The organism is Streptomyces thermolilacinus SPC6 (assembly GCF_000478605.2).
GTDB classification, from domain to species: domain Bacteria; phylum Actinomycetota; class Actinomycetes; order Streptomycetales; family Streptomycetaceae; genus Streptomyces; species Streptomyces thermolilacinus.
The window spans coordinates 4,249,855-4,274,162 of sequence record NZ_ASHX02000001.1 but is presented as its reverse complement, the minus strand read 5'-3'; the positions used below and the strand labels follow the sequence as shown (position 1 = coordinate 4,274,162).

Annotated in this window: 19 protein-coding genes and 1 tRNA gene; 15 read left to right on the top strand and 5 right to left on the bottom strand. The window is 72.1% G+C overall.

What is annotated here, in order from left to right:
- The first annotated feature begins 4 nt into the window (after positions 1-4).
- The 10 genes from J116_RS18555 (at position 5) to glmS (ending at position 11,873) form a co-directional block, all read left to right on the top strand.
- Positions 5-1,165, top strand: coding sequence for an acyl-CoA dehydrogenase family protein (locus J116_RS18555; protein WP_023588569.1), 1,161 nt, complete (start codon positions 5-7; stop codon positions 1,163-1,165).
- Positions 1,166-1,544: 379 nt separating this feature from the next.
- Positions 1,545-2,585 (top strand): ABC transporter substrate-binding protein, encoded by a 1,041-nt coding sequence (locus J116_RS18550; protein WP_023588568.1) that lies wholly within the window; start codon positions 1,545-1,547, stop codon positions 2,583-2,585.
- 4 nt (positions 2,586-2,589) lie between these two features.
- The gene (locus J116_RS18545) at positions 2,590-3,459 is read left to right on the top strand and encodes a siderophore-interacting protein (RefSeq protein WP_023588567.1); all 870 of its coding nucleotides are present in this window, start codon (positions 2,590-2,592) and stop codon (positions 3,457-3,459) included.
- 179 nt (positions 3,460-3,638) lie between these two features.
- Positions 3,639-5,081 (top strand): pyridoxal phosphate-dependent decarboxylase family protein, encoded by a 1,443-nt coding sequence (locus J116_RS18540; RefSeq protein WP_023588566.1) that lies wholly within the window; start codon positions 3,639-3,641, stop codon positions 5,079-5,081.
- On the top strand, positions 5,065-6,339 hold the full coding sequence (locus J116_RS18535) for a lysine N(6)-hydroxylase/L-ornithine N(5)-oxygenase family protein (protein WP_023588565.1): 1,275 nt from the start codon (positions 5,065-5,067) through the stop codon (positions 6,337-6,339). Before J116_RS18540 ends, J116_RS18535 begins: the two co-directional genes overlap by 17 nt.
- The gene (locus J116_RS18530; protein ID WP_023588564.1) at positions 6,336-6,902 is read left to right on the top strand and encodes a GNAT family N-acetyltransferase; all 567 of its coding nucleotides are present in this window, start codon (positions 6,336-6,338) and stop codon (positions 6,900-6,902) included. The genes J116_RS18535 and J116_RS18530 overlap by 4 nt, the downstream gene beginning before the upstream one ends.
- Positions 6,899-8,692 carry an IucA/IucC family protein gene (locus tag J116_RS18525; RefSeq protein ID WP_023588563.1) on the top strand — a complete coding sequence of 598 codons (1,794 nt, stop codon included), beginning with the start codon at positions 6,899-6,901 and terminating at the stop codon, positions 8,690-8,692. The genes J116_RS18530 and J116_RS18525 overlap by 4 nt, the downstream gene beginning before the upstream one ends.
- Positions 8,693-9,045: 353 nt before the next feature.
- Positions 9,046-9,414, top strand: coding sequence for a hypothetical protein (locus tag J116_RS18520; protein ID WP_023588562.1), 369 nt, complete (start codon positions 9,046-9,048; stop codon positions 9,412-9,414).
- Positions 9,415-9,682: 268 nt separating this feature from the next.
- Complete coding sequence (locus tag J116_RS18515; RefSeq protein ID WP_023588561.1) at positions 9,683-9,958, top strand: hypothetical protein; 276 nt, start codon at positions 9,683-9,685, stop codon at positions 9,956-9,958.
- Positions 9,959-10,055: 97 nt separating this feature from the next.
- Positions 10,056-11,873 (top strand): glutamine--fructose-6-phosphate transaminase (isomerizing), encoded by a 1,818-nt coding sequence (gene glmS, locus J116_RS18510; protein ID WP_023588560.1) that lies wholly within the window; start codon positions 10,056-10,058, stop codon positions 11,871-11,873.
- Positions 11,874-11,940: 67 nt separating this feature from the next.
- Here the strand turns inward: glmS and J116_RS29180 are convergent, their stop codons facing one another.
- Positions 11,941-12,489 (bottom strand): hypothetical protein, encoded by a 549-nt coding sequence (locus J116_RS29180; RefSeq protein WP_028964237.1) that lies wholly within the window; start codon positions 12,487-12,489, stop codon positions 11,941-11,943.
- A 442-nt stretch (positions 12,490-12,931) separates the two neighbouring features.
- Here J116_RS29180 and J116_RS18500 point away from each other — a divergent pair, with 442 nt between their 5' ends.
- Positions 12,932-13,795: an LLM class flavin-dependent oxidoreductase gene (locus J116_RS18500; RefSeq protein WP_023588558.1), complete on the top strand. Its 864-nt coding sequence runs from the start codon at positions 12,932-12,934 to the stop codon at positions 13,793-13,795.
- A 72-nt stretch (positions 13,796-13,867) separates the two neighbouring features.
- On the opposite strand, the gene J116_RS18495 is transcribed toward J116_RS18500, so the two are convergent.
- Positions 13,868-15,094, bottom strand: a complete 1,227-nt coding sequence (locus J116_RS18495; protein ID WP_023588557.1) for an alpha/beta hydrolase family protein — start codon at positions 15,092-15,094, stop codon at positions 13,868-13,870.
- A 206-nt stretch (positions 15,095-15,300) separates the two neighbouring features.
- On the bottom strand, positions 15,301-15,822 hold the full coding sequence (locus J116_RS18490; protein WP_023588556.1) for a universal stress protein: 522 nt from the start codon (positions 15,820-15,822) through the stop codon (positions 15,301-15,303).
- Between the two features lie 1,109 nt (positions 15,823-16,931).
- Between J116_RS18490 and J116_RS18485 the strand changes: the two genes are divergently transcribed.
- From J116_RS18485 to J116_RS18475, 3 genes are all read left to right on the top strand, one after another.
- Positions 16,932-18,146, top strand: coding sequence for a helix-turn-helix domain-containing protein (locus J116_RS18485; RefSeq protein WP_023588555.1), 1,215 nt, complete (start codon positions 16,932-16,934; stop codon positions 18,144-18,146).
- Between the two features lie 87 nt (positions 18,147-18,233).
- Positions 18,234-18,845 carry an oligoribonuclease gene (gene orn, locus J116_RS18480; protein WP_023588554.1) on the top strand — a complete coding sequence of 204 codons (612 nt, stop codon included), beginning with the start codon at positions 18,234-18,236 and terminating at the stop codon, positions 18,843-18,845.
- 137 nt (positions 18,846-18,982) lie between these two features.
- Positions 18,983-19,058 (top strand) — tRNA-His (locus J116_RS18475).
- Positions 19,059-19,221: 163 nt separating this feature from the next.
- Here J116_RS18475 and J116_RS29175 read toward each other — a convergent pair.
- Entirely contained in the window at positions 19,222-19,539 is a 318-nt protein-coding gene (locus J116_RS29175; protein ID WP_037946785.1) for a DUF397 domain-containing protein, read from the bottom strand.
- A 130-nt stretch (positions 19,540-19,669) separates the two neighbouring features.
- Between J116_RS29175 and J116_RS18465 the strand changes: the two genes are divergently transcribed.
- Entirely contained in the window at positions 19,670-21,553 is a 1,884-nt protein-coding gene (locus J116_RS18465; protein ID WP_023588553.1) for a rhamnogalacturonan lyase, read from the top strand.
- On the opposite strand, the gene J116_RS18460 is transcribed toward J116_RS18465, so the two are convergent.
- On the bottom strand, positions 21,540-24,215 hold the full coding sequence (locus J116_RS18460) for a cellulose binding domain-containing protein (RefSeq protein ID WP_023588552.1): 2,676 nt from the start codon (positions 24,213-24,215) through the stop codon (positions 21,540-21,542). The genes J116_RS18465 and J116_RS18460 overlap by 14 nt on opposite strands.
- Positions 24,216-24,308: the final 93 nt, after the last annotated feature.

The window sequence follows — 24,308 nt, the reverse complement described above, 5'->3', positions numbered from 1 at the left end:
CCCCATGTCCCTGGACCACCGGCTCTCCGCCGATCACGAGGAACTCCGCCGCACCGTCGAGGAGTTCGCCCACGACGTGGTGGCGCCGAAGATCGGCGACTTCTACGAGCGCCACGAGTTCCCGTACGAGATCGTGCGGGAGATGGGCCGCATGGGCCTGTTCGGCCTGCCGTTCCCGGAGGAGTACGGCGGCATGGGCGGCGACTACCTGGCGCTCGGCATCGCCCTGGAGGAGCTGGCCCGCGTCGACTCGTCGGTCGCCATCACCCTGGAGGCGGGCGTCTCGCTGGGCGCCATGCCGGTCTACCGGTTCGGCACGGAGGAGCAGAAGCGCCAGTGGCTGCCGAAGCTGTGCTCCGGCGAGATGCTCGGCGCGTTCGGTCTGACCGAGCCCGACTGCGGCTCCGACGCGGGCGGCACGCGCACGACGGCCGTGCGGGACGGCGACGAGTGGGTGATCAACGGCACCAAGTGCTTCATCACCAACTCCGGTACGGACATCACGGGCCTGGTGACGGTGACCGCCGTGACGGGCCGCAAGCCGGACGGGCGCCCGGAGATCTCGTCCATCATCGTCCCGTCGGGCACGCCCGGCTTCACGGTCGCCGCCCCGTACTCGAAGGTCGGCTGGAACGCCTCGGACACGCGTGAGCTGTCGTTCTCCGACGTGCGGGTGCCGGCGGCGAACCTGCTGGGCGAGGAGGGCCGCGGGTACGCGCAGTTCCTCCGCATCCTCGACGAGGGCCGCATCGCCATCGCCGCGCTCGCCACGGGCCTGGCGCAGGGCTGTGTGGACGAGTCGGTGAAGTACGCGAAGGAACGTCACGCGTTCGGCCGCCCCATCGGCGACAACCAGGCCATCCAGTTCAAGCTGGCCGACATGGAGATGCGGGCGCACATGGCCCGCATCGGCTGGCGGGACGCGGCGTCGCGGCTGGTGCACGGCGAGCCGTTCAAGAAGGAGGCGGCGCTCGCGAAGCTGTACTCCTCGACGGTCGCCGTCGACAACGCCCGCGAGGCCACCCAGATCCACGGCGGGTACGGCTTCATGAACGAGTACCCGGTCGCCCGGATGTGGCGCGACTCCAAGATCCTGGAGATCGGCGAGGGCACCAGCGAGGTCCAGCGCATGCTGATCGCCCGTGAACTGGGCTTCACCTCCTAATCCGGCCCGCTCCGCCTCCGGGGCGCTCCACGCGGGTGTCGAGAGGCCGATCCTGCTCGGTCTCCCCCAGACTCCGTCCAGGGGTGCCCCCATCGTTCCTCAGAGCCTCCGCGCTCCCCGAACTCTCGGCTTCGCTTCGAGCAGGGGACCCATGGCCTCTCGACACCCGCGCACCCCTTCGGCTCCGCTCGCGCGGGCACGACCCCCGGCGGGTCCCGCCGGGGGTTCGGTGCGCGGGGCCGGGCAGGGGCGGTTCGAACGTGACCTGATCAACAGCGGACGACGCGATCACCCTCTGGACAAGTGCTGAGGTTAGGCTAACCTACCTTCGAACGCCAGCCCAGTGGCCGGAATTCGGCCGTACGAAAGCGACTCCGCCATGCCCAGCAACGCCCGAGCCACCCACCTGACCCGACGCGGACTCCTCGCCACCGGAGGCGCCCTGGGACTGGGCGCCGCGCTCGCCGCGTGCGGGGGCAAGGACAAGGCCGCGGAGAAGCCCGGCGGCGAGGGCGGCGCGGAGAAGTCGGGCCCGTGGAAGTTCACCGACGACCGGGGCGTCGTGGCGGAGGCCAAGTCCACCCCGAGGAACATCGTGGCCTTCACCGGCATGGCCGCCGCCCTGCACGACTTCGGCGTCGAGGTGAAGGGCGTCTTCGGCCCGACGAAGACCGCCGACGGCAAGCCCGACGTCCAGGCCGGCGACCTGGACATCAGCAAGGTCAAGATCATCGGCAACGTCTGGGGCGAGTTCAACCTCGAGGAGTACATCAAGCTCCAGCCCGAGGTCCTCATCACGGACATGTGGGAGAAGGACGCCCTCTGGTACGTGCCGGACGAGTCCAAGGACAAGATCCTCAAGCTGGCCCCGAGCGTCGCCCTGTGGGCCGCCGACCAGTCCATGCCGAAGGTGATCCAGCGTCACGTCGAGCTGGCCGAGAGCCTCGGCGGCGACGTGGAGTCCAAGAAGGTCACCGACAGCAAGGCCCGCTTCGAGGCCGCCGCGGCCCGGCTGCGCGCCGCCGCCAAGGCCAAGCCGGAGATCAAGGTCCTCATCGGCTCCGCCAGCGCCGACCTGTTCTACGTCTCCACGCCGGTCCGCCCGACCGACACGCTGTACTTCAAGGAGCTCGGCGTGAACCTCGTCGTGCCCGGCAAGCTCGACCAGGGCGGCTGGTTCGAGGGCCTCAGCTGGGAGAACGTCGACAAGTACAAGGCCGACATCATCATGATGGACAACCGCACCTCGGCCATCCAGCCCAAGGACCTCGCCTCCAAGCCGACCTGGGCGCAGCTGCCCGCCGTCAAGGCCGGCCAGGTCATCCCGCGCGTCACGGAGCCCATCTACTCGTACGAGAAGTGCGCCCCGCTGCTGGAGGACCTCGCCAAGGCGATCGAGAACGCGAAGAAGGTGGCCTGACGCCATGACGACCGCCGAGACCGCCGCGCTGCCGTTCAACTTCTTCCCCCTCCAGGTCGTGGCGACGCGGCGGCTCGGCCCGTCGCTGGTCCGCGTGACCTTCACCGGCGCCGGTGACGAGGACCTGTCGGGCTTCGCGTCGGGCGGCCGGGACCAGAGCCTGTCGCTGTTCCTGCCGCACCCGGGCCAGCCCGAGCCGGTCCTGCCTCCGGTCGTGGACGGCGACCTGTACGGGGCGCTGGGCGCCTGGCGGGCCATGCCGGACGACGTACGGGCCGTCATGCGCTCGTACACCGTGCGGGAGCAGCGCCGTACCGCCGACGGGGCGACCGAGGTCGACATCGACTTCGCCGTCCACGAGGACGGCGGCCCCGCGTGCCGCTGGGCGCTGGCCGCGTCCGAGGGCGACCGGGTGGCCGTGCTGGGCCCGGCGGTGGCGGACAACACGGGTGTGCGCTTCCAGCTGCCCGAGGACGCCGACGAGGTGCTGATGTGGGGTGACGAGACGGCGCTGCCCGCCGCCTCGGCGATCCTGGAGTGGCTGCCCGCCGGGACGAGGGCGCAGGTGTGGCTGGAGGTCCCGCGCGCCGGGGACCGGCTGGAGCTCCGCACGGCGGCCGACGCGACGGTGACCTGGCTCGTACGGGAGGAGGGCGCTCCCCCGGCCGTCGACGCGGTCCGCGCGGCCGAGGTGTCGGGCGCCGCGCCGTACGTGTGGCTGGCGGGCGAGTCCGGCTCGGTGAAGGCGCTGCGGCGGCACTTCGTGAACGAGCGCGGGTTCGACCGGCGCCGCGTCACGTTCGTCGGGTACTGGCGGAAGGGCGTGAGCGAGGACGCCCTGCGCGAGACTCCGGACGCCGACGCCGAGGCGTAGCCTCCGGCGGCCCGCGAACTGCCGGGGCGGCCGTGGCAGTTGACGCCGTTCCCGTGAGGGGCGAGCGACGTTGCAACATCAAGTTAGGTTAGGCTAACCTAACGAGGTACAACGTCCCTCGCCCCTCACTTTCGTTTCCGAGAGGGACGCCCAAGTCCCCGCATCCGGGAGGATGTCGCATGCGCTCGCACCTGCTCAACGACGCGACGGCGGAGCAGTACCGACGTTCCGTCACCGAAGGAGTCGAGCGGGTGGCGCGCAAACTCGCCACCACCAGGCGCCCGTTCACCGGCGTCACCCCCGACGAGCTGGCCCCCGCCGTCTCCGCCGTGGACCTCGACCGGCCGCTCGGCGACACGTCCGCCGCCCTGGACGAGCTGGAGGAGCTGTACCTCCGTGACGCCGTCTACTTCCACCACCCCCGCTACCTGGGCCACCTCAACTGCCCGGTCGTCATCCCCGCCGTCGTCGGCGAGGCCGTCCTCGCGGCGGTCAACTCCTCCCTGGACACCTGGGACCAGAGCGCGGGCGGCACGCTCATCGAGCGCCGCCTGATCGACTGGACCGCCGAGCGCGTCGGCCTCGGCCCGAACGCCGACGGCGTCTTCACCAGCGGCGGCACCCAGTCCAACCTCCAGGCGCTGCTGCTGGCCCGCGAGGAGGCCAAGACGGACGACCTGACCAAGCTGCGCATCTTCACCTCCGAGTGCAGCCACTTCAGCGTCCAGAAGTCCGCTCAGCTCCTGGGCCTCGGCCGGTCCGCCGTCGTGTCCATCCCCTGCGACGCCGACAAGCGCATGCAGAGCGTCGTCCTCGCCGCCGAACTGGCCCGCTGCGCCGCCGAGGGCCTCGTCCCGATGGCGATCGTCGCCACCGCGGGCACCACCGACTTCGGCTCCATCGACCCGCTCCCCGAGATCGCCGCCCTCGCCGCCGAGTACGGCGCCTGGATGCACGTGGACGCCGCCTACGGCTGCGGGCTGCTCGCCTCCCCCACCCGCCGCCACCTGCTGGACGGCATCGAGCGCGCCGACTCCGTCACGGTCGACTACCACAAGTCGTTCTTCCAGCCCGTCAGCTCCTCCGCCGTACTCGTCCGCGACGCCGCGACGCTGCGCCACGCCACGTACCACGCGGACTACCTCAACCCGCGCCGCACGGTGGCCGAGCGCATCCCGAACCAGGTCGACAAGTCGCTCCAGACGACCCGCCGCTTCGACGCGCTCAAGCTGTGGCTGACCCTGCGCGTCATGGGCGCCGACGGTGTCGGGCAGCTGTTCGACGAGGTGTGTGACCTGGCCGCCGAGGGGTACGACATGCTCGCCGCCGACCCCCGCTACGACGTGATGGTCCGCCCCTCGCTGTCCACCCTGGTCTTCCGCTACGTCCCCGGCGCCGACGCCTCCCCGGAGGAGGTCGACCGCGCCAACCTGCACGCCCGCAAGGCGCTGTTCGCGTCGGGCGAGGCCGTCGTCGCCGGCACGAAGGCGGACGGCCGCCAGTACCTCAAGTTCACCTTGCTCAACCCCGAGACGACCGCGCACGACATCGCCGCCGTCCTCGATCTGATAGCCGGCCACGCCGAGCAGTACCTGGGAGAGAACCTTGTCCACGCCTCTTGACCTCATCGGGATCGGACTGGGTCCGTTCAACCTGGGGCTGGCCTGCCTCACCGAGCCCATCGAGGAGCTCGACGGCCTGTTCCTGGAGTCGAAGCCGGACTTCGAGTGGCACTCGGGGATGTTCCTCGACGGCGCCCACCTCCAGACGCCGTTCATGTCGGACCTCGTCACCCTCGCCGACCCGACCTCCCCGTACTCCTTCCTCAACTACCTGAAGGAGAAGGGGCGGCTGTACTCGTTCTACATCCGCGAGAACTTCTACCCGCTGCGCGCCGAGTACAACGACTACTGCCGCTGGGCCGCCGCCAAGCTGGGCAACGTCCGCTTCGGCACGACCGTCACGCGCGTCGAGTACGACGAGGCCACCGAGCTGTACTCGGTCCACACGGACGCCGGGGACACCTTCCGCGCCCGTCACCTCGTGCTGGGCACCGGCACCCCGCCGTACGTCCCCGAGGCGTGCCAGGGCCTGGGCGGCGACCTGCTGCACAACTCCCGGTACATGCGGAGCCGCGACGCGCTCAAGGCGAAGAAGTCCATCACGCTCGTCGGCAGCGGCCAGAGCGCGGCGGAGATCTACTACGACCTGCTCTCCGAGATCGACGTCCACGGCTACCAGCTGAACTGGGTGACCCGCTCCCCGCGCTTCTTCCCGCTGGAGTACACCAAGCTCACGCTGGAGATGACGTCCCCGGAGTACGTGGACTACTTCCACGCGCTGCCCGAGGAGACCCGCTACCGGCTGGAGAGCCAGCAGAAGGGCCTCTTCAAGGGCATCAACGGCGACCTGATCGACGCCATCTTCGACCTGCTGTACCAGAAGAACGTCGAGACCGGCGGCCCCGTCCCCACGCGCCTGCTGACCAACTCGTCGCTGAACACCGCGTCGTACGACGAGGCGACCGGCGCGTACACGCTGGGCCTGCGCCAGGAGGAGCAGGGCAAGGACTACGAGATCCGCACCGAGGGCCTGGTCCTGGCCACCGGCTACAAGTACAGCGTGCCGGACTTCCTGGAGCCCGTGCGCGACCGGCTGAAGTGGGACGGGCACGGCAGGTTCGACATCGCCCGCAACTACTCCGTCGACGTCACCGGGCGCGGGGTGTTCCTCCAGAACGGCGGCGTCCACGCCCACTCCGTCACCTCGCCCGACCTGGGCATGGGGGCGTACCGCAACTCCTACATCATCCGCGAGCTGCTGGGGACCGAGTACTACCCCGTCGAGAAGTCCATCGCGTTCCAGGAGTTCACCGTATGAGCACCACCGGCACCACCGGCACCTCCGGCATAGGCACCCTCACGTTCCGCCCGCTCGACCCCCTCTCCGACGCCGGGCTGGTGCACCGCTGGGTCACCCACCCCAAGGCGGCCTACTGGCTGATGCAGGACCACCGCCTGGAGGACGTCGAGCGGGACTACATGGCCATCGCCGCGCACCCGCATCACGACGCGTTCCTCGGCCTGCACGACGGCGAGCCCGCGTTCCTCATGGAGCGCTACGACCCCGCGCACGTCGAGCTGGTCGGCCTGTACGACGCCGAGCCCGGCGACGTGGGCATGCACTTCCTGGTCGCCCCGACGGACACCCCGATCCACGGCTTCACCCGCGCGGTGATCACCGCCGTGATGGCCGAGCTGTTCCGCGACCCGGCCGTCGAGCGGGTCGTCGTCGAGCCCGACGTCCGCAACACCGCCGTCCACGCCCTCAACGAGGCCGTCGGCTTCGTCCCCGTGGACAAGATCGTCAAGCCCGAGAAAGAGGCCCTGCTCAGCGTCTGCACCCGCGAGGCGTTCGAGGCGGCCGTGGGAGCCGCCCGATGAGCACCGCCGCACACCGCACCGCCGACGCCGTCGCCCACCTCACCCCCGAGCGCTGGGCGCACGCCAACCGCCTCCTCGTCCGCAAGGCGCTGGCCGAGTTCTCCCACGAGCGGCTGCTCGACCCGCAGCCGCTCGGCGAGGGCCGGTACCGCGTCCTCAGCGACGACGGCGCCACCGAGTACCGCTTCACCGCCGGGCGGTTCGCCCTGGACCACTGGCAGGTGTACGCCGACTCCATCAGCCGCCACCGCGACGGCGCCGAGCTGCCGCTCGACGCGCTGGAGTTCGTCATCGAGCTGCGCGGCGCGCTGGGCCTGAGCGACGAGATCCTCCCCGTGTACCTGGAGGAGATCTCCTCGACGCTGTCCGGCACGGCGTACAAGTCCGCCAAGCCGCCCGTCACCGCCGCCGAACTGGCGAAGGCCGGCTTCCAGGCCGTCGAGACCGGCATGACCGAGGGCCACCCCTGCTTCGTCGCCAACAACGGCCGCCTCGGCTTCGGCGGCGACGAGTACCACGCCTACGCGCCGGAGGCGGCCAGCCCGCTGCGGCTCGTCTGGCTGGCCGCGCACCGGGACCGCACCGCCTTCACGGCCGGCGCGGACATCGAGTACGACAGCTTCATCCGCGCCGAGCTGGGCGACGCGACCGTGGACGGCTTCGCCCGGACGCTCGCCGAGCGCGGCCTGGACCCGGCGGACTACCTGCTGGTGCCGGTCCACCCGTGGCAGTGGTGGAACAAGCTGACGGTGACCTTCGCCGCCGAGATCGCCCGGCAGCGGCTCGTCTACCTGGGCGAGGGCGACGACCAGTACCTCGCCCAGCAGTCGATCCGCACGTTCTTCAACACCACCGACCCGGCCAAGCACTACGTCAAGACGGCCCTGTCGGTGCTGAACATGGGCTTCATGCGGGGCCTGTCCGCCGCGTACATGGAGGCCACGCCCGCCATCAACGACTGGCTGGCGAAGCTGATCGACCAGGACGGCGTGCTGCGCGCCGCCCGGTTCTCGATCATCCGGGAGCGCGCCGCGGTCGGCTACCGGCACCTGGAGTACGAGGCGGCCACCGACCGGTACTCGCCGTACCGCAAGATGCTGGCCGCGCTGTGGCGGGAGAGCCCGGTGCCGTCCCTGGAGCCGGGGCAGCGGCTGGCCACGATGGCGTCGCTGCTGCACACCGACCACGAGGGCGCGTCGTTCGCGGGCGCGCTGATCGCGGAGTCGGGGCTCGCCCCGGACCGGTGGCTGCGCCGCTACCTGGACGCGTACCTGCTGCCGGTCCTGCACACCTTCTACGCGTACGACCTGGCGTGGATGCCGCACGGCGAGAACGTGATCCTGGTCATCGAGGACGGCACGGTCCAGCGGGCGATCTTCAAGGACATCGCCGAGGAGATCGTCGTCATGGACCCGGACGCGGTGCTGCCGCCCGCCGTGGAGCGCATCCGGGTCGAGGTGCCCGAGGACCAGAAGCTGCTGTCGGTCTTCACGGACGTCTTCGACTGCTTCTTCCGCTTCCTGGGCGCCACGCTGGACGCCGAGGGCGTGCTGGACGAGGAGACGTTCTGGGCGACGGTCGCCGAGTGCGTCACGGCGTACCAGGAGTCGCGTCCGGAGCTGGCGGAGAAGTTCGCCCGGTACGACATCTTCGCGGACGAGTTCACGCTGTCGTGCCTGAACCGGCTCCAGCTGCGCAACAACAAGCAGATGGTGGACCTGGCGGACCCGTCGGCGGCCCTCCAGCTGATCGGCACCCTGGCCAACCCGATCGCCAAGCACCGCCCGTAGCGCCGCCCGCCCCGCAGGGGCACCCGGTGGCCCTCGGGCCACCCCCGACCGGCAGCCGGGGCCCGAAGGAGACGGTCCTCCTTCGGGCCCCGGCTTCGCCGTTGGCGCTGCCCCCCGCCCGGTTGTCCGGGACACACCCCGGACACCGCCGTGACCAGCGCCGACGCGGTCGCGGGTGTCCGGGACGGCGAGGACGCGTTGCGGCCCCGCGACCCGCCCCCACAGGATGCGAGCGGCCCGGCGGACCTGGGGCGTGCGAGAGGGGCGCCCCGTCCGGAGGGCCCGCGTGGCTCATCCGAGCACGTGGAACGCCCGGCAGACATCGCACCACCCGGCAGACGAGGAGAGTCGAAGTGGGTCACATCGAGCGGATCGCCCAGGGCACGCTGGCGGCGGGGGCCGCCCTCGCCATGTCCGTCGCACCGGCGTACGCCGCCGGCGAGACGGGAACGGCCTCCCCGGCCGCCCCCGCGGCCGCCTCCGCCCCCGCCTCGGAGGTGTCCGTCCTGGCCGTCCCGACCGGCTGCAGCGCCTGGATCGACTGGTACGCCGGGCGCGGCCGGGGCCACCTCAACTGCGTGGGGAGTGGACGCGACGTGCGCGTCACCGTCGCGTGCGGGGACGGCAGCATCAAGCGCAGCGCCACCGGCTACCAGTACGCCCGCGCCGAATGCCCCACGGGGCTGGGCGGCGTCCGGGTGAGCGGCGCCTACATCTCCTGACCTCACGACGGGGGCGGCCGGGGCCCGGAGGGTGCCGCCTTCCGGGCCCCGGCCCGCGCCGGTTCCCCGCCCGGGACGGCGGTGCCGTTCCCAGCCGGTCGGAGCCGTTCCCCGCCCGGTCGGCGTCCGGGTAAGCTCCCCCGGAATCGGCCGTTCCAGGTCTTCACGGTCTAGACCAAGCGGTTCTATACCGCCGATCAAGCAGTTTCCTGCCCGATTGCGGGCAGATTTCTTGCGAAGCGACCCCCTCAGCCCTCAGTATCTACGGGTGCTCGATCGCCGCCCGTCGCATGACGACCTCATCGACCACCTGGTGCGCAGCACCGCGCTCCAGCGCGGTGAGGCCACCCGGGTGGTGCTCGACGTGCTGGCGTACTTCGACGAGACGACGGAGGAGTTCGTCCGCCGCCGCCACCGGGAACTCCAGGCGGCCGGCGCGGTGAACTCGGAGATCTTCGAGCGCATCGCGGCGGAGCTGCCGCACCGCGCCGTGGCGCCACCGGAGCTCTCGCTCCGCCAGCTGCGCCGCATCGTCTACGGCTGAACCGGCCGGACCGGCCCGCCCGGTCCACCGGCCCGGACCACTCGGTCCACCGGACCACCCGGGCACACACCCGAAACCAGGAGGGGTTACCAACTCTATGTGCGGAATTGTCGGTTACATCGGTAAGCGTGATGTGGCTCCGCTGCTGCTGGAAGGCCTGGCGCGGCTGGAGTACCGGGGCTACGACTCCGCGGGCATGGTCGTCACCAGCCCGAAGTCGTCCGGCCTGAAGATGGTCAAGGCGAAGGGCCGGGTCCGCGACCTGGAGGCCAAGCTCCCCAAGCGCTTCAACGGGACCACCGGCATCGCGCACACCCGCTGGGCCACCCACGGCGCGCCGAGCGACGTCAACTCGCACCCGCACCTGGACCCGGAGAACAAGGTCGCCGTCGTCCACAACGGCATCGTCGACAACGCCGCCGAGCTGCGCGCCAAGCTGGAGGCCGACGGCGTCGTCTTCGCCTCCGAGACCGACACCGAGGTCATCACCCACCTGATCGCCCGCTCCCAGGCCACCACCCTGGAGGAGAAGGTCCGCGAGGCGCTCAAGGTCATCGAGGGCACCTACGGCATCGCCGTGATGCACGCGGACTTCAACGACCGCATCGTGGTCGCCCGCAACGGCTCCCCCGTGATCCTCGGCATCGGCGAGAAGGAGATGCTCGTCGCCTCCGACATCGCCGCCCTGATCGCCCACACCCGCCAGGTCGTCACCCTGAACGACGGCGAGATGGCCACCCTGAAGGCCGACGACTTCCGCACGTACACCACCTCGGGCGCGACCACCACCGCGACGCCGGAGACCGTGGAGTGGGAGGCCGCCTCGTACGACATGGGCGGCCACGACACGTACATGCACAAGGAGATCTCCGAGCAGCCCGACGCGGTGGACCGCGTGCTGCGCGGCCGCATCGACGACCGGTTCTCCACCGTCCACCTGGGCGGCCTGAACCTGGACGCGCGCGAGGCCCGGACGATCCGCCGCATCAAGATCCTGGGCTGCGGCACCTCGTACCACGCGGGCATGATCGGCGCGAGCCTCATCGAGGGCATGGCCCGCATCCCCGCGGACGCCGAGCCGGCCTCCGAGTTCCGCTACCGCAACCCGGTCGTGGACCCCGACACGCTGTACATCGCCGTCTCCCAGTCGGGTGAGACGTACGACGTGCTGGCCGCCGTGCAGGAGCTGAAGCGCAAGGGCGCCCGCGTCCTCGGCGTGGTCAACGTCGTCGGCTCGGCCATCGCCCGTGAGGCTGACGGCGGCGTGTACGTCCACGCGGGCCCGGAGGTCTGCGTCGTCTCCACCAAGTGCTTCACTAACACGGTCGTCGCGTTCGCGCTGCTCGCCCTGCACCTCGGCCGCATCCGGGACCTGTCCGTCACGGACGGCAAGCGGATCATCGAGGGCCTGCGCAAGCTGCCGGAGCAGATCGGCGAGATCCTCAAGCAGGAGGACGAGATCAAGGAGCTGGCCGCCGCGTACGCGGGCGCCCAGTCCATGATGTTCATCGGCCGGGTGCGCGGTTACCCGGTGGCGCTGGAGGCCTCCCTGAAGCTCAAGGAGATCTCGTACATCCACGCCGAGGCGTACCCGGCGTCCGAGCTGAAGCACGGCCCGCTCGCGCTGATCGAGCCCGCGCTGCCGACCGTCGCGATCGTCCCGGACGACGACCTGCTGGAGAAGAACCGCGCCGCGCTGGAGGAGATCAAGGCCCGCAGCGGCCGCATCCTCGCCGTCGCGCACCAGCCGCAGGAGAAGGCCGACCACACGATCGTCGTGCCGAAGAACGAGGACGAGCTGGACCCGATCCTCATGGGCATCCCGCTCCAGCTCTTCGCGTACCACACGGCGCTCGCCATGGGCCGCGACATCGACAAGCCGCGCAACCTCGCCAAGTCCGTCACGGTCGAGTAGGCGCTACCCGCCTGTGGGCCCCGGGCCCGGACGCCTCCTCGGCGCCCGCGCCCGGGGCCCTCGGCGTCTACAGGGCGCGCAGCAGGAACTGGGTGGTGGTGTAGCTCGCGCCGCCGGAGCAGGTGTGGCTCTGCTGGGCGGCCGTGTACGTGAACCCGGACGGCACGGAACAGGCCCACATGCCGGTCACGGGCTTGTACAGCAGGAACTGGCTGGTCGTGTAGCTGCCGCCACCGGAGCAGGTGTGGCTGCTCATGACGGCGGTGTGGGTGTAGCCGGGCATGGTCCGGCACGCCCAGAGGCCGTCGGCGGGCGGCTGGACGTAGAACTCGGTGGTCTGGTAGCTGGCCCCTCCCGAGCAGGTGTAGGAGCTGCGGGACCCGGTGTACGTGTAGCCGGACGGGACGGAGCAGGCCCAGAAGCCGGAGGTGGCCCCGGTGGTCCCGGCTTCGGCGGCCGGGGCGGTGGTCCCGGTTTCGGGGGCCTGGGCGGTGACGGGGGCCGGGGCGGCGACGGCCGGGGCGGTCGCCGTGGTGAGGGCCGTGGAGAGGGCGAGGGCGGCCGTCGCCGTGGCGGCGAGCAGCGTGCGGGGCACACGGGATGTCGTACGCGGCATGGCGGGCACTCCTGGTCGGTTCGTCCATCGGGCAGAGCCAACGGGTGGGGGGCCGGCCGGGGGTCTGGCCCGTGCCCCGGCCGCCGCAGGGCGCGCGCCGGAAGACTGTCAGGGGCACGGGCCCCGTACAAGTGCCGCTCCCCCGCGGCCCGCGCCTTTCGGCCGACCCCGGCACCCCTGCCGACCTGCGAACCGACCGCGCAGCACCGCCTCCGCCCTGCCTGGGCGCCGGCCCTGTTGGCGCATCCGCGTCGGCGGTCGGGGCGCTTCCGGGGGACGGGGCGCCTGCCGGCGCCCGCACATGCCGCGCCCGACGGGACGGTCCTGTCCGGCTGCGGCCCGGGGACCACCTGATGCGCCGTGCGCGGTCCGCGGCCCGCCGTGACGACACCCGTGCCCGAATCCGGTTGCCGCTTCGCTGCCGGCTGCGCATCCTGCTGGGATGCGCTTCTCCGTCAACATCCCGAACTTCGGTGACTTCGCGGACCCCCGAAGCGTCGCGACCGTCGCGACTGCCGCCGAACAGGCCGGCTGGGACGGGCTCTTCGTCTGGGACCACGTACTGCACCGACAGCACCAGGGACGGCCCTTCGGAGACCCCTGGATGCTGCTGACCGCGGCCGCGCTGGCCACCTCCCGGATCCGGCTGGGCACACTCCTGACGCCGGTCCCCCGTTACCGCCCGCAGCAGCTCGCCCGCCAGGTGGCCACCCTGGACCACCTCAGCGGCGGCCGGGTGATCTTCGCCGCCGGCCTGGGCGGTCCGGTGGAGGACGAGTACCGCAGCTTCGGCGACACCGCCGAGCCACGCGTCCTCGCCGAGCGGCTGGACGAGGGACTGGAGCTGTTGGGCCGCCTCTGGTCCGGCGAGCCGGTGAACCACCACGGACGGCATTACGAGGTCAGGGATGTGACGCTGCTGCCCGCCACCGTGCAACGGCCCGGTCCGCCGGTGTGGATCGGCGGGTTCTGGCCGCGTCGTGCGCCCATGCGGCGGGCGGCCCGGTGGGACGGCGCGGTGCCGCTCTTCGAAACGGCCCGGCACGGTCATGTGCCGGACGTGGCGGAGGTACGCGAGCTGGTCGGCTACGTGCGCGAGCACCGTGCGGCCCGGGCCGAGCGCCCCTTCGAGCTCGTGCTCGGCGGTGCCACGTCCCCGGACGCGGCGAGGGCCAGGGACGTGATCGGCCCTCTGCGCGACGCCGGTGGCACCTGGTGGGACGAGCGGCAGCTCCAGACCGGCCCCGACCTGGACCGCCTCACGCCGGTGCTGCGCCGCGTCGAGGCGGGGCCGCCGGTGCTCTGATCAGCGGCGCGACGTCGGCCTTCACGACCACGACGGGTGGTGAAGGCCGACGTGCCGTTCCCGTCGGCTGGTTCAGTCGGCGGGGGCGTTGAAGTGGACCTCCGGGTCGGCCGCCGCGGGCCCTTCGAGGAGCGGCTGCGGCACCCCGCGCAGGTGGAGGTCGAAGAAGGCCGCCGTGTACGCGCGGACCAGCTCCACGGCCCGCTCCGGGCGGATGGTCGGCGGGGTCGGCGCGCCGTACGGGATGCCGAGCTGGTCGAAGAGGAGCGGCGCGTCGGAGAACGTCAGGTGGTGGGTGCCCTCGACGCTGAGCCAGCGCTTCCAGCCGTCGAGGTTCCGCCACGCCTCGCCCCAGGTCGGGTCCTGGCCGTCGGGCAGGTGCATGTCCGTGTGGGTGCCCAGCATGAGGAACGGCCGCCCGCCGAGCCCGTCGGCCGGTACGGGGTCCCCGAACGTGCCGTCCATGTTGATCCCGGCCCGCACGCGCGCGTCCCGCGCCATGACGGACGCCGCGGACGCGCCGCCCAGGGAGTGCCCGGCCGCGCCGATCCGCTTCCGGTCGATGACGGAGGCGTACCGCCAGGCGGGGCGCGGCCCGGTCAGCCGGTCCAGCAGGAACGAGATGTCCTGGCCGCGCTGCACGGTGGCCTTGCGCATGTCCTCCAGCGTCTCGGCCTCCTCGCAGGCCACACAGGTGAGCACCCGGCCGCCGGGGAAGACCGTGCCGCGCGACTCGTGCGCGTGGTCCACGAGGGCGACGACGTAGCCGCGGCTGGCGAGGTCCTCGGCGACGGTGGTCAGCGTGTACCGGGGCAAGCCGAAGCCCGGCGACAGGACGACGAGCGGGTGCTTGCCGCGCTGCGGGAGGGCCCCGGCGACGCTGTGGGTCCGGGTGGCGGTCAGCTTGTCGGCGGCGTCCGGGTGGCTGTCCGGTACGCCCTCCAGCAGCAGCCGCGCCTCGCGGGGATCGGCGTACGGGGCGGGGGTGCCGGCCGAGGAGCGGGCCGGGTAGTACATGTCGACCATCAGCTCCCGGCGCCGCTCGGGCACCCACAGGTCGGCACGGGACCGGTCCACTAGGTGGAGGGTCTCCCGCCCCGTGGGGAAGGCCCCGGTGGGCCGGGGCAGCACGACCCCGGCGGCGGCAGGCGCCTCCTGGAGGACGTGCCCCTGGACGCTCTGGCTCTGGACGCTCTGGCTCTGGACGCTCTGGCTCTGGGCGACGGCCGGGGCGGCGGCGGTGAGGGCGATGACGAGGGCCGCGGCGGCGGCCGTACGCGGCGTACGTGGCGACTTCATGGCCAGGACGCTAGGCGGGACGGGCGGCCGGGCACGTCAGCCCGTGGTACGGAGACGGTCCGACCGGGGGCTGATCTCCCGTACGACCTGGGCGGGTTGACGAACGGTCACCGTCAGCCGGGAGCGCGAGCCGGGACCCGGCGGTCCCCGGACACGAGGAGCGGCACCGGGATGGCCTAATTCATTCGTAAACTATGTACGGTCCGCTATGGGATGACCACGACGGGTCGCTGGGCGCGGCGTGCGAGCCGACCGGCGACGGAGCCGAAGATGCGGCCGACGAGGCCGTGGGTCGAGCCGACGACGATGGCGTCGGCGGAGTATTCCCGGCCGACCTCCTCCAGCTCGTGACAGATGTCGCCGCCGCGCTCCACGAGGACCCAGGGCACCTCGGACAGGTGGTCGGCGCAGGCCAGCTCAAGGCCCAGGACCTCGGTCCTGTGGTCGGGGACGTCCACGAAGACGGGCGGCTCGCAGCCGGCCCAGACGGTGGTGGGGAGGCGGTTCGCGACGTGCACGATGATCAGCCCGGAGCCGGACCTGCGCGCCATGCCGATCGCGTAGGCGAGTGCCCGCTCACTGGAGGTCGAGCCGTCGAAGCCGACGACGACGCCGTGCTGGAACGCGGGGTCACAGGCATGACGCGTGTCTGCCGCCGCCAGGGGGTCCACCGCCGAATCGGCGACCTGCCTGCGGTCGGCTGGTTCAGGGAATTCGTGACCGGCCATGGGTGTCTCGGCGAAGAAGGTCCTTGTGGGGAGGGTTCAAGGGACTGCTGGTAGCGGAGCTGTGTCCGGGAATCATCTTCCCAACCCCATACCCCCAAGGGTACGGCGCCACTCCTCTCGTGCCCAGGGGCGTTCCAGGGAGCATGCACGAGCCCGCGCCGTCGCGCAACGCCCCATGCCCCCTACAAGCGCCGTAGGGTAACCCCTCGCTCCCGGTACGTAACCGCAACACCGCCCCCTACGGGCCGGGCACCCGGTCGCATCCCTCACGCCCCGAGCCACGGCCCCCGCGGACAAGCGGCCCCGGCAGCCACGACACGACCAGCCGTGGGAGCCCGCCGCGGGGCACCCGCCCCGAGACGGGCACCGGCCTTGGGGGTTCCCCCGGATGCAGCCCTCCGAGTGACGCCGGGGCGCGGCCGACCGTGGCGAGGAGCGGGTGTGGGCGCGCGGATCGGGGGCAGCCGAGGGGAACCGGGGTGCCGTGTGACGGGTCACGCCGAGCTCCAGAGGGACGACATCAGCGTGCTCGGGCATGAGGTCGAGCCTCCCCCGGTGCATGGGGTGATCCCAGGGGAGTCCGGCACCCCAAGTTGGGGGACATTCGGGGCCGAGCCCCAAGGGGAGGACGCACCGTGTACCGGGGGGCTCGGGGCCGAGCCTCAGGAGGACCGGCGGCTCGGGCGGGGGGGCTTGGGGGCACCGCCCTGGAGGACGTACCGGCTCGGTGACGGCTTCGCACACCCGGACCCGTATGTTTTCAGCCAACTTCCCGGACCCCACCCCCACGCGCCGGAATGGCCTGCAAACCCCCTTGCCACCTGGAAGATAAGGGCCGCAGAGCCCTCGCGCACCCTACGCGGATGGGCCATGAGTGCGAGACCCACTTCCCTGCGGGCCCCCGAGGGTGAAACGCTTCGTGATCGAATGCTTCGCGCCAAGTTGCCTTGTCGACATAGTGCCGGTTCCGGAACTTGTCACTCCGGCACTGCGGGACGCAGTAGATTCGATCATGACTATCGGAGAACGGGGTCTCGTGCAAAACCGAGGGGAAACGTGCAGGAGCGACAGGACCTAGGAGACGCGAACACCGAGGGGGGCTTAGCGTCATGAGCCAGGACTCCGCCGCACCGGAGACCGGACGCAAACTGTCCGGACGCCGCCGTCGCGAGGTCGTCGCCGTCATGCTGTTCAGCGGCGGCCCCATCTTCGAGAGTTCCATCCCACTTTCGGTGTTCGGGATTGACCGCCAGGACGCCGGAGTCCCGCGATACAGGCTGCTGGTCTGCGCGGGCGAGGACGGGCCACTGCGCACGACCGGGGGACTCGAACTCTCCGCACCGTACGGCCTGGAGGCGATCAGCAGAGCGGGCACCGTCGTCGTACCGGCCTGGCGGTCGATCACCTCGCCGCCGCCCGCCGAGGCGCTCGACGCGCTGCGCCGCGCACACGAGGAGGGCGCCAGGATCGTCGGCCTGTGCACGGGTGCGTTCGTGCTGGCCGCCGCCGGATTACTGGACGGGCGGCCCGCCACCACCCACTGGATGTACGCGCCGACGCTCGCGAAGCGCTACCCGTCGGTCCATGTGGACCCGCGGGAGCTGTTCGTGGACGACGGCGACGTACTGACGTCCGCGGGCACGGCGGCCGGAATCGACCTCTGTCTGCACATCGTGCGGACCGATCACGGCACGGAGGCGGCCGGCGCGCTCGCCCGGCGGCTCGTCGTGCCACCGCGCCGCACCGGCGGCCAGGAGCGGTACCTCGACCGGTCCCTCCCGGAGGAGATCGGCGCCGACCCGCTGGCCGAGGTCGTCGCGTGGGCGCTGGAGCACCTCCACGAGCAGTTCGACGTGGAGACGCTGGCGGCCAGGGCGTACATGAGCCGGCGGACCTTCGACCGGAGGTTCCGCTCGCTGACCGGCAGCGCGCCGCTCCAGTGGCTGATCACCCAGCGGGTGCTCCAGGCGCAGCGGCTGCTGGAGACGTCCGACTACTCGGTGGACGAGGTCGCCGGACGCTGCGGCTTCCGTTCGCCGGTGGCGCTGCGCGGCCACTTCCGGCGGCAGCTGGGCTCGTCCCCGGCCGCGTACCGGGCCGCGTACCGGGCGCGCCGCCCGCAGGGCGAGGGGGCGTCGGCGATGAGCGACGCGGTCGTACCGCCGCAGGGCTCGCACGGTGGACCCGGTGGCCACGGGCCCGGCCTGCGACGCCCCACGGCGGGCGCCGCGGCCGGGATGGGCGGCGGTGAGCCGGGCAAGCCGCACATGGACGCGCTGACGTCCGGCCGGGCGACGCTGCCGGGCCAGCGCAGCGCGCCGTAACCGCACGGCACGGCAGTCCTCGAAGGGGCCGCCGGTGAGGGGAGCACGACACGTCCCCGTCACCGGCGGCCCCTTTAAGGTGGACGCATGAACGATCGCATGGTGTGGATCGACTGCGAGATGACCGGCCTCTCGCTGACGTCCGACGCACTCATCGAGGTGGCCGCGCTGGTCACCGACTCGGAACTGAACGTGCTCGGGCAGGGCGTGGACATCGTCATCCGCCCGCCGGACGCGGCGCTGGAGACGATGCCGGACGTGGTGCGCGAGATGCACACGGCCTCCGGACTCCTCGACGAGCTCGCGGGCGGCACCACCCTCGCGGACGCGGAGGCGCAGGTCATGGCGTACGTCCGCGAGCACGTCAAGGAGCCCGGCAAGGCCCCGCTGTGCGGCAACTCGGTCGGCACCGACCGCGGCTTCCTCGCCCGTGACATGCCCACGCTGGAGACGTTCCTCCACTACCGGATCGTGGACGTCTCCTCCGTGAAGGAGCTGGCGCGGCGCTGGTACCCGAGGGCGTACTTCAACAGTCCGGAGAAGAACGGCAACCACCGGGCGCTCTCCGACATCCGCGAGTCCATCGCGGAGCTGCGGTACTACCGGGAGGCGATCTTCGTCCCGCAGCCCGGCCCGGACTCGGACACGGCGAAGACCATCGCGGCCCGCCACGTCCTCCCGCCGGAGCCCCGCGCCTAGCCCCGGGACGGCCCTCGGGTCCGGCGCCTGACCGGCTCAGGAACGGCGCCGGATCCGCCCCGGGGAAACGTGTGCGCGAGCACCCTCCGGAACCCTGTACACTTTTTCTCGGCCGGTCAGGAAAAAGACCGGACATGGTGGGTGTAGCTCAGCTGGTAGAGCACCTGGTTGTGGTCCAGGATGCCGCGGGTTCGAGTCCCGTCACTCACCCCACCGGAAAGGCCCGGTCCGCGCAGGCGGACCGGGCCTTTCGCCGTTCACGCCCCCGCCACCGGCGACGAGTACAGCCCGATGACGCCATGACGTACATCACATGACGCGAGCGCAGACACCGGACCGCCCCACGCCCCCCGCCCCCGACGGGAACCCGCGCCCCTCACCCGTACGGCCCCGAGGCTCCCGCCCCGTAACGGCCGACCCGGGCCGGCCTCCCGTCAGTCGTCCACCGGTTCGGCGCCCTGGCCGCGCACGCCGGCACCGGGGCGGCTCGGCGTGACGGGGCGGGCTCGTGGGCCGTGGTGTCCAGGAACGTCTGCCAGGCGGCGGTGGAGAGGTCGAGGGGACGGCGGGTGCGGTCCTTGGAGTCGCGGACCCGCACGCCCGCGCCGCCCGCACGCGCGCGTACCTCCACGCACGCGTCCTCGAAGTCGCCGCTGCAGGTGCTCTTGTGCCATCCGGTCGACGGAAGCGGCATGCGGTCCTCCTGGCAGGGACGCGTCGTGGCCGTCCCGTTCGGGCTGCCCCCGGTCCTGACCCGGCAACCCTTCCGTGGGCGGTGGCGACTTGGGGGTGCCCATCGTCCTCTCCCCCCAGGAGGAATCACCGTGCAGCACAGGAAGACGCGCCGCGGGCTCGGCGCCGTCGCGGTCGCCGGGGCCGCCGCGTTCGTGTTCGTCGGGCTCCCCGCCGACGCCTCGGACGCCGCCGCCTCGGGCGCCGGCGCCACCGCGCTCGCCGTCCGGCAGGTCGAGCGGCTCGACCGGGGACTCGTCAGCGTCCACACCGGGACCGGCAACCTCGTCAGCTGGCGCTGGCTCGCCACCGACCCCGACAACGTGGCCTTCAACCTCTACCGCGCCGGTACGAAGGTGAACGCCACGCCCATCACCGGCTCCACCAACTACTTCCACGCGGGCGCCCCCAGCCACGCCGGCTACACCGTCCGGGCCGTCGTCGGCGGCGTCGAGCAGGGCGACTCGCCGCACGCCGTCCAGTTCCGCGCCGGGTACAAGGACGTACCGCTCACCCCGCCCGCCGGGGGCACCACGCCGGACGGCGCCGCCTACACGTACGAGGCCAACGACGCCTCCGTCGGCGACCTCGACGGCGACGGCGACCTCGACTTCGTCCTCAAGTGGCAGCCCACCAACGCCAAGGACAACTCCCAGGCGGGTTACACCGGGAGCACCGTCGTGGACGGGGTCACGGTGGAGGGCACGCGGCTGTGGCGGATCGACCTCGGGCGGAACATCCGCTCCGGGGCGCACTACACGCAGTTCCAGGTGTACGACTACGACGGCGACGGGCGCGCCGAGGTGGCCATGAAGACCGCCGACGGCACCCGCGACGGCACCGGGCGCGTCATCGGCAGCGCCACCGCCGACCACCGCAACTCCGGCGGGTACGTGCTGGCCGGGCCCGAGTACCTGACCATGTTCGACGGGCGCACCGGCGCCGCGCTCGGCACCACCGACTACGTGCCCGCCCGCGGCAGCGTCTCCTCCTGGGGAGACTCCTACGGCAACCGCGTGGACCGGTTCCTCGCGGGCACCGCCTACCTCGACGGCGTCCGGCCGTCGCTGATCATGGCGCGCGGCTACTACACGCGCAGCGTCATCGCCGCCTGGGACTGGCGCGACGGGCGGTTCACCCGCCGCTGGACGTTCGACACGAACTCCTCCGCCCACGCGGGCAGGGGCTTCGACGGGCAGGGGTCGCACAGCCTGTCCGTCGGCGACGTGGACGGCGACGGGCGCGACGAGGTCGTGTACGGCTCCATGGCCGTGGACGACAACGGCAGCGGCCTGTGGACGACCCGCACCGGGCACGGAGACGCCCAGCACCTCGGCGACCACGACCCGGGCACGCCGGGCCTGGAGTACTTCAAGGTGTCTGAGTCCACCAGCCAGCCCGCCGAGCTGTACATCAACCCGGCCAACGGCGCGATCCGCTGGAAGCTCGCCGCCTGCTGCGACAACGGGCGCGGCGTCGCCGGGGACATCTGGTCCGGCAACGACGGCGCCGAGGTGTGGTCCACGTCCGGCGGCAGCATCCGCGACGAGGCCGGGGCGGTGAAGGGCCGCCGCCCGTCGGCGGTGAACTTCCTCGCCTGGTGGGACGGCGACCCGACGCGCGAGCTGCTCGACGGCACCCGCGTGGACAAGTACGGGCCGAGCGGTGACACGCGGCTGCTGACCGGCGCCGGGGTCGCCGCCAACAACGGCTCCAAGGCGACCCCGGCCCTCTCCGGCGACATCCTCGGCGACTGGCGCGAGGAGGTCGTGTGGCGCACGGCCGACAACCGGGCGCTGCGGATCTACTCGACCCCGCATCCGACGGACACGAGGATCACGACCCTGCTGCACGACCCGATGTACCGGACGGGGCTGGCCTGGCAGAACACCGGCTACAACCAGCCGCCGCACCCGAGCTTCCACATCGGGGCCGGGATGCGCACGGCACCCCGGCCCGCGGTCACGACCCCGTAGTCCCCGCCTGGCAGGGACGGCCGTTCACGCTGATCGTGGTCGGGGGCCTGTTGGCCTCCGACCACGATCCGGTGAACCCGAACGCGACCGTCCCGCCCGGCGCGACCCGCCCGTTCCAGCCCGCGTTGGTGACGGCCACGTCCGCGCCCGCCTGGGCGTACTCGGCGTTCCAGCCCTGGGTGACGCGCTGCCCGTCGGGGAACGTCCATCCGGCGCGCCAGCCGTCCCAGGCGGCCGAGCCGGTGTTCCTGACCGTCACATCGGCCTGGAAGCCGCCCTGCCACTGGTTGGTCACCTTGTACGTGGCCTCGCACGACGCCGGGTCCGTGGGGCCCGGCGGGTCCGTGGGGCCCGGCGGGTCCGTGGGCGTGCCGGCCGTGTCGCCGTAGACGATGCCCCGGCCGTTCGTGGCGACGTACACCCGCCCGTAGATCCGCGGGTCGCCCGTGATGGCAGCGCCGGTCCAGCCCCACTGGTGGGCGTCGTCGTTGATCCGCGTCCAGCTCGCGCCCTCGTCCGTGGAGCGGAAGATGCCGCGTACGCCGCCGATCTTCGCGCTCGTGTAGAGCGTGTCGTACGACGCGCCCGGCGCGGCCTTGCCGAAGCCGATCGTGTCGGCCTCCTCCACGCCCCGGACCTTCGTGAACGTGGCGCCCGCGTCGGTGGAGCGCCACAGCCCGTACGAGCCGGTGGCGCCGCCCGCGAGCCAGATGTCACCGGCCCGGCCGGGCACCGCCTTGAAGCGGACGGGTCCCGAGGCGGGCAGGCCGGTCGCCGCGGCGGTGAAGGTCGCGCCGCCGTCCGTACTGACGTAGAACGTCCCGGACTTGAAGCCGTAGAACCGCTTCGGGTCCACCCGGTCGGACTCCACGACGGCGCCCGCCGGGATGCCGCGCGACGCGGTCCACGCGCCGCCGAAGCCGCTCGTCGTGTGCACCCCGGTCCCGTCCGGGCTCCACACGAACCGGCTGCCGTCCGCCGCCGCGGCGACCGTGCCGCCGCCCGAGACGCCCGGTGGCTCCTGCCCGGCGAACCAGTTGGCGCCGTTGTCCGTGGAGAACGCGATCCTCGGGCCCGAGTCGAGGTGCCCGACGCGGACGACCGTGTCCGGCTTGGCCTCCGCGTAGTCGAGGCTGGTGGAGCTGGTGAAGTTCGGGGAGGTGAACATCACCGACGGGACCTTGGTGAGGTCCGTGTGGCGGAAGCCGCCGATGTCGCCGAGCGCGCTGATCAGCGGGGCGCCGGACGGCGGGGACACCAGGTCGTTGACGGCCGTCTCCTCCAGGCCCTGGACCATCGGCTTGATGGTGATCTTTCCGCCGGTGTCCCACTGGGTGAGGTTCTCGGTGCCGTAGACGGTCGCCCCGGTGCCGTACATCATCCGGTTCGAGTCGAACGGGTCGATCTCCAGGGCCTCCGTCATCCAGCCGAGCTTCGGGGACTCCTCGGGCGGCGACGGCTGCGCGCCCCATCCCAGCCACGGGGAGGAGGACACGTCCATCGTGTAGCGGTTGGTGCGGCTGGGGTACGAGGTGAACTCCCACGCCCGGGTCCAGGTCGCCCCGCTGTCGGAGGTCCGGAAGATCTGCGTGTCGGGCCACCAGGAGCTGTAGCCGGTCACCATGACGGTGCCGGGCCGCTGCCGGTCCAGGCTCAGGCCGCTGAAGCCGTAGTACGGGTCGGCGTCGGGCGTGATGTCCCGCCAGGCGCCTGTCTTCGTGTCGTACCGCCAGACCGCGCCGTCCGTACCGTCGTACGGGCCGCCGGTGTCGCTGTACGCCAGGTACAGCCGACCGTTCACCGCGTCGAGGACGCCCTTGTGGGCGAGGAGCCCGGTGGGCTGTCCGGGCAGCCTGGTCCAGGTGGCGCCCGCGTCGGTGGAGCGGTAGACGGCGTTCTCCTTGTCGGCGACGCCCACGTAGATGGTCCTCGTGGCGTTGCCGGGCGTGCCGGTGGACTCGTCGAAGGTGACCCAGACGATGCCCTGGTTGTCGGAGGAGTAACCGCTGGTGTCGGACGGGTCCTGGGCGTAGTTCCCGGGATTGGGGAAGGCGGTGACCTTCGACCAGGTGGCGCCGGAGTCGGTGGAGCGCCACAGGCCGTGGCCGCTGGGCGCGCCGAGGTAGAGGACGCTGTTGCGGTGCGGGTCGACGGCGAGGCGCTCTCCCATGCCGCGGCCCGGCATGTTGCCGCCGAGCTTGAACGGCAGGTCGGCGGTCCGCCAGGTCGCGCCCCGGTCGGTCGAGCGCAGGACGGCGCCGTTGCCGGGGTCCCAGCTGTTGGTGTACGTGCCGACGGCGGCGTACACGCGGTCGGGGTCCACCGCGTCGGTGGCGAGGCTGACGACGCCCGTGTGGCCCCAGCGGTCCCAGCCGATGTGGTCGAGCAGCGGCGTCCACGTCTTGGTGGACTGCTGCCAGCGGTAGGCGCCGCCGATGTCGGTGCGGGCGTAGGCGAGGTTCTTCTCGGAGCGGTTGAAGACGATGCCGGGGACGAAGCCGCCGCCGTCGATGCGCACGTTCTTCCAGGCGTACGTGTCGGCGGCGAGCGGCGCGGGGGCGGGGGCCGGTGGGGGCTTGGCCTCGGCGGCCGGGGGCGGGGCGGCGGTGAGCAGGGCGGCCGCCAGGGCCAGTCCGGTGAACAGGTTCCACTTCGTGCGCACGGTGCTCCTCTCGGAGGGGGACGACGAGGGCGTCACGGGGACGTGCGGGGCGTACGAGGGCGCGCGCGTACGGGATGCGCCGGGCGTGCGGTC